We start from the raw sequence: 6,815 nt of genomic DNA on the forward strand, positions 1-6,815 counted from the left end.
CAGCGCCACCATGGCCGAGGCCGGTGGCGAAGTCGTTGGCATGCTGCTCGGCTATCGCAAGGGCGACGCCCGCGAGGCCGTGCCGGACACGGTCTGGGCGCCGCTGCGGCCGATCGAGGAACTGGAGGCGGAGGCCAATGGCCGCTGGTTCATTTCCATGGTCGGCGTGCACAAGACCTGGCGTGGCAAGGGTGTCGGATCGGTCCTGCTCGACCATGCCGATGCGCAGGCCCGGGCGACACAGGCCCGCGGACAAGCGCTGATCGTCGAGGATGCCAATGATGGCGCCCGACGCCTATATGAAAGCCGCGGTTTCGCGGTGACGACGAGCCGCCCCATGCTGCCGTTTCCCGGCACGCCGCAGCATGGAACGGACTGGCTGTTGATGGTGAAGGAATAAATTATGGCTGACCAATATGATCTTCTCGTCATCGGCGCCGGCCCCGGCGGCTATGTTGCCGCCATTCGCGGCGCGCAGCTCGGCATGAAGGTGGGCATTATCGAGCGCGAGCACATGGCCGGCATCTGCTCCAACTGGGGTTGTATCCCGACCAAGGCGCTGCTCCGTACCGCCGAAGTCTACGGCCACATGGCCCACGCCAAGGACTACGGCCTCTCGGCGGGAGAGTTCGGCTTCGACCTCGCCGCCATCGTCGACCGCTCGCGCAAGATCGCCGGGCAGATGAACAACGGCGTCCAGTTCCTCATGAAGAAGAACAAGGTCGACATCATCTGGGGCGAAGCGCAGCTCACCGCCCCCGGCGAGATCGTGGTCAAGAAGATGACCAAGCCGCCGGTCGAGCCACAGTGGCCGGCCCCGAAAACCGTATTGCCTGAAGGTACTTACAAGGCCAAGAACATCATCATCGCCACCGGTGCGCGGCCGCGCGTCCTCCCCGGCATCGAGCCCGACGGCGAGAAGATCTGGACCTATTTCGAGGCAATGAAGCCCGCAAAGTTCCCGAAGTCCCTGGTGATCATGGGCTCGGGCGCCATTGGCATGGAGTTCGCCTCGTTCTACCGCTCGCTCGGGGCAGACGTGACGGTGGTCGAGCTGCTGCCCACGATCCTGCCTGTAGAGGATGCCGAGATCGCGGCGCATGTGCGCAAGCGCTTCGAGAAGCGTGGCATCAAGATGATCACCGACGCAAAGGTCGCGAAAGTCGACAAAACGGCGAGCGGAATTACTGCTCATGTCGAGCTGAAGTCCGGCGAAAAGTCGCAGATTTCTGCCGATGTGCTGATCTCCGCCGTAGGCGTGCAATGCAACACCGAAAATCTCGGACTTGAGAAACTCGGCGTGAAGCTCAATCGGGGCGCTATCACCATCGACGCATACGGCCGTACCAATGTTCCCGGCGTCTGGGCTATCGGCGACGTCGCCGGGCCGCCCATGCTGGCGCACAAGGCCGAGCATGAAGCCGTCGTCACCGTCGAGACCATCGCAGGCCTCAAGGGCGTACACGGACTCGACAAACTCCGCGTCCCCGGCTGCACCTATTGCGAGCCGCAGGTGGCGAGCGTCGGCCTCACCGAGGCCAAGGCTAAGGAAGCCGGGCGCGAGATCAAGGTCGGCCGCTTCCCGTTCATCGGCAATGGCAAGGCCATCGCTCTCGGTGAACCCGAGGGGCTGGTGAAGACCATCTTCGACGCCAAGACCGGGGAACTGCTCGGCGCGCACATGGTTGGCGCGGAAGTCACCGAGCTGATCCAAGGCTTTGTGGTTGCCGTGGGTCTTGAAACCACCGAGGAAGACCTGATGCACACCATCTTCCCGCACCCGACACTTTCTGAGACGATGAAGGAAAGCGTGCTCGACGCTTACGGGCGCGCGCTCAACATCTGATGGACCATCCCGTACCGCCCGAGGACATCCCGTACGTGTCGCCAGAGATCACCTCGCTCCTGATCTTCCTCGCCATCGGCCTCGTCGCCGGCTGGATCGCGAGCCTGATCCTCGGTGGCGGCGGGCTGGTGCGAAACCTGATCGTCGGGGTTATCGGATCGGTGGTCGGCGCCTATCTACTGGCTCTAGCCAAGGTCGAACTGCCCATCGGCAACGCGCTGGTCAGCCAGATCGTCACCGCTACCATCGGCGCCATCGTGGTGCTGCTGGTGGCGCGAGTCATCACAAAATAGGGGGCCTTCGTGGTCACTCTGATCGACAGAATTGACGGCCGTCCGCGGCATCCCGAGAAGGCCAACCGGCCCGAGAACGAGATGCTGCGCAAGCCGGACTGGATTCGCGTCAAGGCGCCGGGTTCGCCCGTCTACAAGGAAACCCAGCAGATCGTGCGCGAGAACGGTCTCGTCACCGTCTGCGAGGAGGCGGGGTGCCCCAACATCGGCGAGTGCTGGTCGAAAAAGCACGCCACCATGATGATCATGGGCGAAATCTGCACCCGCGCCTGCGCCTTCTGCAATGTGCGCACCGGGCTGCCGACTGCCCTCGAATCGCACGAGCCCGAGAACGTCGCCATCGCGGTCGAAAAGCTCGGGCTCGCGCACGTCGTCATCACCTCCGTCGATCGTGACGATCTTCCCGATGGCGGGGCCGAGCATTTCGCACAGGTCATCCGCGCCATCCGCGCCCGCACCCCGAAAACCACCATCGAGATCCTGACGCCAGACTTCCTCAGAAAGGATGGCGCCCTCGAGATCGTCGTGGCCGCCAAGCCCGACGTATTCAACCACAACCTCGAGACTGTGCCTTCCAAGTACCTCAAGGTCCGGCCCGGCGCCCGCTACTTCCACTCGATCCGGCTGCTGCAGCGGGTGAAGGAGCTCGATCCTACCATGTTCACCAAGTCGGGCATCATGGTCGGCCTTGGTGAGGAGCGGAACGAAGTCCTGCAACTGATGGACGACCTGCGCTCGGCCGACGTCGATTTTCTCACCATCGGCCAGTATCTTGCGCCGACCAGGAAGCATCACCCGGTGCAGCGCTTCGTCACCCCCGAGGAGTTCAAGTCGTTCGCCACCGTGGCGATGACCAAGGGTTTTCTCCTCGTCTCATCGAGCCCGCTGACCCGCTCGTCGCATCACGCGGGCGATGATTTCGAACAGTTGCGCGCCGCGCGGATGGCCAAGCTCGCCCATGCCTGACGTATTCCTCGAGCGCCATTCCGAACACCTGCCGCAGCGCATGTTCGACCTCGTTTCCGACCTCGAGTCCTATCCGCGCTTCATCCCGAACTGCAAGGCGATGGAGGTCCGCGACGACCTCGCCGGCGCCCTGCTGGCTCGCATGACCATCCAATTCGGACCGCTGACGCAGTCCTACACCAGCCGCGTCGTCGCCGATCCGATAGCGCTCACCATCATCGCCAAGGCGGTGGACGGCCCCTTTGCCTATCTCGACAGCAAGTGGAGCTTCGAGCCGGAAGGCGAGGGGACGCGCATCCGCTTCGACATCGACTTCAAGTTCTCGAACCCGCTGATCGCCGCGGTCGCCGAACCGGCCTTCGCCGCCAAGCAGACCGAGATCATCGACGCCTTCGAGGACGAGGCCGACAGGCGCTTCGGCTAGGCCCTCGTTTCTCCCTGCAGACGTTTGCACGCATGTCGACTCCATGCTATCGGCGATCGTGTTCACGGTTTGTTCGTGACGATGAGGGGAAGCATGATCCGACGAATCGAGTGCGTGTGCGTGCCGACCAAGGACATCGCGGCGTAGGTGGCCTTCTACGAGTCGCTTGGCCTGACCCAGGGCTGGAAGATTGAGCGCCCCATGCCGGATGGACGGGTTTGGAACCTGGTGGGGCTGAATTTCCCGGATGGGACGAGCTCCGAGCTGGTCCTGAGTGACAGTACGGAGATCGACTTCACCGAAATCGAACTGAAGGTCGATGACGTCCGCGCCAACTTTGGCGAGATGAAGGGCAATGCCGACATCACCTGGATAAGAGAGCCGTTTGCCACCGAGTCGGGCCACGTCGCCGTCATGGAAGCTCCGGACGGTAACGTGTTCGTGTTGGTCGGGGCCTGAGCGCAATACGGGGTAGGGGCCGCTAGGCCTTCGCCGACTTCAGCACCAGCTTCAGCGCCTGCACAACGGTGGCGTGGCGCACCTCGTCCCGGTTCATCCCCGCGAACACTTTCTTGAGATGCGTGGTGCCGTCTTCGGTTGCCACCGAGAAGTGCACCAGCCCCACTGGCTTGTCGGGCGTGCCGCCATTTGGCCCGGCGATGCCAGTCACCGCCACGGCAAGGTGCGTCCCCGCGGCCGCCATCGCGCCGTCGGCCATCGCCATCGCGACTTCCTTGGACACGGCGCCGAATTGCCTGAGCATTCCGAACGGCACGCCGATCATCGCGATCTTGGCCTCGTTGGCGTAGGTGACGAACCCGCCATAGACCACATCCGACGACCCGGACACCGAAGTCAGCGCGCCGGCGATCAACCCGCCCGTACAGCTCTCGGCCGTTGCCACCGTTATCCCGGCGGCCTTGAGCGCTGCTATGGTCTCCTCGGCTAGGGAGGCGATGTCGTCGGGTAACTTCATGTCAGTCCTCCCTCGGCAACTCGATGCTGGCACTCGCCATCGCGACGATGCCCTCGCCACGCCCGGTAAACCCCAGTTGCTCGCTGGTCGTGGCCTTTATGGCTATCCGGCGGGAAGAAATCCCGCAAATCCCGCCGATCACCGCCTTCATCGCCTCGACATGCGGCCCGATCCGCGGCGCCTCGCAGACGATCGTGAGGTCCAGGTTGACGATCCGGCCCTGCCGCCCGGCGACCAGCCCTACCGCATGAGCAAGAAAAATCGAGGAAGCGGCGCCCTTCCACTGCGGGTCGGACGGGGGAAAGTGCTTGCCGATATCGCCCTCGCCGAGCGCCCCATAAATCGCGTCGGTGAGCGCATGAAGTGCCACGTCGGCGTCGGAGTGCCCCTTGAGCTTCGCGCTATGGGCGATCTCTAGTCCGCCCAGCCACACCGAGCTGCCCGCCTCGAACGGATGAACATCGAAGCCGGTGCCGACGCGGGTTTCCATGGTCTTCTCCCCGCCCACTAGGCGCTCCGCCCGGGCAAAATCCTCGGGATGCGTGATCTTGATGTTCCTCGTGCTACCGGGCGTCAGCGCCACGGTCAGCCCCGCCCACTCGGCGATCGCCGCGTCGTCGGTGAATTCGCGCGGCATGCGACCCGCGCGCAGATGCGCCGAAAGAATCTGCGGGAAGCGAAAACCCTGCGGGGTCTGTGCTGCAAACAGCGTGTGCCGGTCTTCGGTCGCGAGGACCGTATGTCCATCCGCCGATCGCTTGATCGTGTCCGTCACCGGCACCACGGGTAGGGCCGCGTCGCTGGTGCGCAAGGCCTCGATCACCCCTCCGATCACCTCAGCCGACACCAGCGGCCGCGCCGCGTCCTGGATCAGCACAAGGTCCGGCCGCTTCGGGCCCAGCGCCGTGAGCCCAGCCAATACCGAAGCCTGCCGGTTCGCGCCGCCGGTAACCGGTCCAAGCAACCGCGGGTCGGCCAGCCCAAGGGCGGCATAGCGGTCCAGCTGCTCTGCATGAATCACAGGCACCAGCCACGCAATATCCTCGCGCGCCAGAAACGCTTCAATTGTTCTGCTCAACACGGGCTTGCCCGCCAGCAGGCGGTATTGCTTCGGGTTCGGGTCTCCGCTAACGGTGGCGCGCTCGCCGCGGCCCGCTGCGACCACGATGACGGCGATCGTCCTGGAACCTGTCATTGTCGTTTCACATGAGCCCCTTAGTGGCGCGGCATGGTCTACCGGCGGTCCCATCGGTCAGCAAGTCCCGATACCAAACATTGCCCGCCACGATGCGATACGTTATTGCACGCGGCAGTTTTTTGATTATTCTGCGGGCATTCCGTGGAAATGAGCAAATCTGGGGCAGGGTGTGTCTGATATTGCCTGCACATTAAGCATTGCTGGTCACGTTTTGCACAACTGCGCTTTCCTCGCGCCGATGGCCGGCATCACCGATGCGCCGATGCGCAAACTGGTAGAACGCTATGGCGCCGGGCTGGTCGTCTCCGAGATGATCGCAAGCAACGCCCTGGCGACCGGGCAGGACGAAATGGTCAGGAAGCTCGGCAAGTCCGGCTCGCTGCCGCACGTCGTTCAGCTCGCCGGCTGCGAGGCCGAGTGGATGCGAAAGGGCGCCGAGATCGCCTATGCGGCTGGAGCCGACATCATCGACATCAACATGGGCTGCCCCGCCAAGCGCGTCACTAACGGTTACGCCGGCTCGGCGCTGATGCGGGTGCCCGACGAGGCGTTGAAGCTCATCGACGCGGTCGTCGCGGCGACGCCCTTGCCGGTCACGGTCAAGATGCGCCTCGGCTGGGACGACGACAGCCTCAATGCCGCCGACCTCGCCCGCCGCGCCGTCGATGCCGGCGCGCGGATGATCACCGTCCACGGCCGCACCCGCCAGCAGTTCTACAAGGGGGAAGCACGCTGGCACCTGGTCCGCCCCGTCGTCGAGGCAGTGGATGTCCCGGTTGTGGTCAATGGCGACATCGTCGACCTCGCCACGGCGCGTGAGGCCCTGGCGCAATCGGGTGCGACCGCCGTGATGATTGGCCGTGGCGCTCAAGGACAGCCCTGGACCGTCGGCCAGATCGGCGCGGCGCTTGGAGGCAGGGAGATCCTGCCGGCGCCCACTGGGGCCGAGCTCGCCAACCTCGTCGCCGAGCACTATGACGCGATCCTCACCGCCTACGGCATCCATGTGGGGCTTCGTGCCGCTCGCAAGCACCTCGACTGGTACCTCGAGTCCGCCGGCATCGTGCTCGACAAGCCCGTGCGCAGCCAGCTTCTCAACTGCGATGATCCCG

At 64.3% G+C, this 6,815-nt stretch carries 9 protein-coding genes; 7 read left to right on the top strand and 2 right to left on the bottom strand.

Annotated features, from left to right (window positions below; genetic code table 11):
* The 6 genes from JWQ89_RS05675 to JWQ89_RS05700 form a co-directional block, all read left to right on the top strand.
* On the top strand, positions 1-400 hold a 400-nt coding region (locus JWQ89_RS05675), incomplete at its 5' end, for a GNAT family N-acetyltransferase (protein WP_299639171.1).
* A 3-nt stretch (positions 401-403) separates the two neighbouring features.
* Entirely contained in the window at positions 404-1,846 is a 1,443-nt protein-coding gene (lpdA, locus tag JWQ89_RS05680) for a dihydrolipoyl dehydrogenase (protein ID WP_299639173.1), read from the top strand.
* Positions 1,846-2,139, top strand: a complete 294-nt coding sequence (locus tag JWQ89_RS05685; protein WP_299639175.1) for a GlsB/YeaQ/YmgE family stress response membrane protein — start codon at positions 1,846-1,848, stop codon at positions 2,137-2,139. The genes lpdA and JWQ89_RS05685 overlap by 1 nt, the downstream gene beginning before the upstream one ends.
* Positions 2,140-2,148: 9 nt before the next feature.
* Positions 2,149-3,105, top strand: a complete 957-nt coding sequence (lipA, locus tag JWQ89_RS05690; RefSeq protein WP_299639177.1) for a lipoyl synthase — start codon at positions 2,149-2,151, stop codon at positions 3,103-3,105.
* Complete coding sequence (locus JWQ89_RS05695; RefSeq protein WP_299639178.1) at positions 3,098-3,529, top strand: type II toxin-antitoxin system RatA family toxin; 432 nt, start codon at positions 3,098-3,100, stop codon at positions 3,527-3,529. The genes lipA and JWQ89_RS05695 overlap by 8 nt, the downstream gene beginning before the upstream one ends.
* 147 nt (positions 3,530-3,676) lie before the next feature.
* Positions 3,677-3,988: a hypothetical protein gene (locus JWQ89_RS05700; protein ID WP_299639180.1), complete on the top strand. Its 312-nt coding sequence runs from the start codon at positions 3,677-3,679 to the stop codon at positions 3,986-3,988.
* Positions 3,989-4,010: 22 nt separating this feature from the next.
* Here JWQ89_RS05700 and JWQ89_RS05705 read toward each other — a convergent pair whose 3' ends face one another.
* Positions 4,011-4,505, bottom strand: coding sequence for a CinA family protein (locus JWQ89_RS05705; RefSeq protein WP_299639182.1), 495 nt, complete (start codon positions 4,503-4,505; stop codon positions 4,011-4,013).
* 1 nt (position 4,506) lies between these two features.
* Positions 4,507-5,754, bottom strand: coding sequence for a bifunctional 2-C-methyl-D-erythritol 4-phosphate cytidylyltransferase/2-C-methyl-D-erythritol 2,4-cyclodiphosphate synthase (locus JWQ89_RS05710; RefSeq protein ID WP_366143970.1), 1,248 nt, complete (start codon positions 5,752-5,754; stop codon positions 4,507-4,509).
* Positions 5,755-5,965: 211 nt separating this feature from the next.
* Here JWQ89_RS05710 and JWQ89_RS05715 point away from each other — a divergent pair.
* Positions 5,966-6,815 (top strand): tRNA-dihydrouridine synthase (locus tag JWQ89_RS05715; RefSeq protein ID WP_366143971.1); only part of this gene is annotated, 850 nt, incomplete at its 3' end.

This window comes from Devosia sp., assembly GCF_028290645.1.
In the GTDB taxonomy this organism is placed as follows: Bacteria; Pseudomonadota; Alphaproteobacteria; order Rhizobiales; family Devosiaceae; genus Devosia_A.